This is a genomic window from Microbulbifer halophilus (genome assembly GCF_026183675.1).
GTDB classification, from domain to species: domain Bacteria; phylum Pseudomonadota; class Gammaproteobacteria; order Pseudomonadales; family Cellvibrionaceae; genus Microbulbifer; species Microbulbifer halophilus.
The window spans coordinates 1-2045 of the sequence record NZ_JAPIVK010000077.1 but is presented as its reverse complement, the minus strand read 5'-3'; the positions used below and the strand labels follow the sequence as shown (position 1 = coordinate 2045).

1 protein-coding gene is annotated in these 2045 nt (G+C 66.6%); it reads left to right on the top strand.

Annotated elements, in window-relative coordinates:
* A partial coding sequence (locus tag OQE62_RS19240) for a type I polyketide synthase (RefSeq protein WP_265723666.1) occupies positions 1-2045 on the top strand: 2045 nt, incomplete at both ends.

Genomic DNA, 2045 nt, shown 5'->3' with positions numbered 1-2045 from the left:
TTCGATGCCGAGGCCAGGGGCACGGTATTCGCGAGCGGGGCCGGGGCCGTGGTGCTCAAGCGATTGGACGATGCGCGCCGCGACGGCGACAACATCCTGGCAGTCATCCGGGGCTCGGCGGTCAATAACGACGGTTCCGATAAAGTAGGCTTCACCGCGCCGAGCCTGGGTGGCCAGCGCAACGTGATTCTCGAATCTCTCGCCTTTGCGGATGTCGACGCGGACAGCATCAGCTATGTGGAGACACACGGGACAGGCACACCGCTGGGCGACCCGATCGAGATTGCGGCGCTGACGGAAGCCTATCGGATGCATACCCAGCGGCGCGGCTATTGTGCGATCGGCTCTGTGAAACCGAATGTGGGGCACATGGAGACGGCAGCCGGAGTGGCAGGGCTGATCAAGGCGGTGATGGCGTTGCAGCACCGCATGTTGCCGCCGAGCCTGAATTACACCCGCCCCAATCCGGAGATCGACTTTGCCGACAGTCCCTTCTTCGTCAACACCGAACTGCGGCCGTGGACGAGCGATGGAGGACCGAGGCGAGCGGGGCTGAGCTCCTTCGGCGTGGGCGGGACCAATGCGCATGTGATTCTGGAGGAATACCTGGAGCCGGAGACAGCTCGGCCGTCGCGCGCTTACCAGTTACTGGTTTGGTCGGCGAAGACCGAGGGAGCACTGGAGATGATGACGTCGCGGCTGGCTGAGCAGCTGCAGACGCACAGGGAGCAGGACCTGGCGGATGTGGCTTTTACGCTGCAGTGCGGGCGCGAGCGGTTCAGTCGCCGGCGGATACTGGTTTGCGACAGCCGCGAGGGGGCCCTGTCGGCCCTGTCGGAGCCGGCGTCACTGCCGGCGGCGGTCTCGGGTAGCCAGTCCGAGGCGGAGGTTGCATTTCTATTTCCGGGCCAGGGCGCGCAGCACCTGGAAATGGCGGCGGCACTCTATCGCCGAGAGGCGAAGTTCCGGGAGTCGCTGGAGACCTGCGCGCGCCTGTTGGAGCCGGAACTCGGATTGGACCTGTGCGCCCTGCTGTACTCGTCCGAGGGAGAATCGGGGCAGGCGCAGTTGAACGAGACGTGGCTGACGCAGCCGGCGCTGTTCGCGGTGGAGTATGCGCTGGCGCGGCAATGGCAGGCCTGGGGGATAGAGCCGACGGCGATGCTGGGCCACAGTATCGGCGAATATGTTGCGGCCTGTCTTGCGGGGGTATTCACACTGGAGGATGCACTGCGTCTGGTGGCCCGGCGCGGGCGCCTGATGCAGGGGTTGCCGCCCGGCGCGATGCTGGCGGTTCCCCTGGCGGAAGAGGAGTTGTCGGACCTCGACGTGATGGGTTGGGATCTGGCGGCGGTGAACGGTCCGCGCTCGTGTGTGCTGTCCGGTCCCGTGCCGGTCATCGAGGCGGTGCGGGAACAGCTGCTGAGCCGGGGCTTGGAAGCGCGGGTATTGCAGACTTCGCACGCGTTCCACTCCGCGATGATGGATCCGATTCTGGAGGCGTACGGGGAGGCAGTTGCGAAGACACAGCGGAGCGCGCCCAAGCGCCGGTTTTTGTCGAACGTGAGCGGCAACTGGATCGCGGCTGCAGAAGCGACCTCGGTTGACTACTGGGTGCGCCATCTGCGCGGGACGGTGCGCTTCCATGCCGGGCTTGAGCGGTTGCTTGACGAGAGTGAGGCGGTGTTGCTGGAAGTGGGCCCGGGGCAGACCTTGTCGACGCTGGCGCGGCAGTTGCCGGCGGAGAGGAAGCGCCCGGTGATCGCCTCCTTGCCGCACCCGCGAGCGGGAGGTGACGAACAGGCCAGCATGCTGACGGCGCTGGGCCGGTTGTGGCAGTCGGACGTGCAGGTGGACTGGTCGCTCCTGCACGCGGGGGAGGATCGCCGCCGGGTATCCCTGCCGACCTATCCCTACGAGCGCAGGCGCTACTGGATCGATCCGCCGGCTGGTGGCGGGGCACGCCGGAGTGCCGGAGGGGAGAGGGCGGTGCTACCGCTCGCCGACTGGTTTCACGTGCCGGTCTGGACGCAGTTGCCAAACAG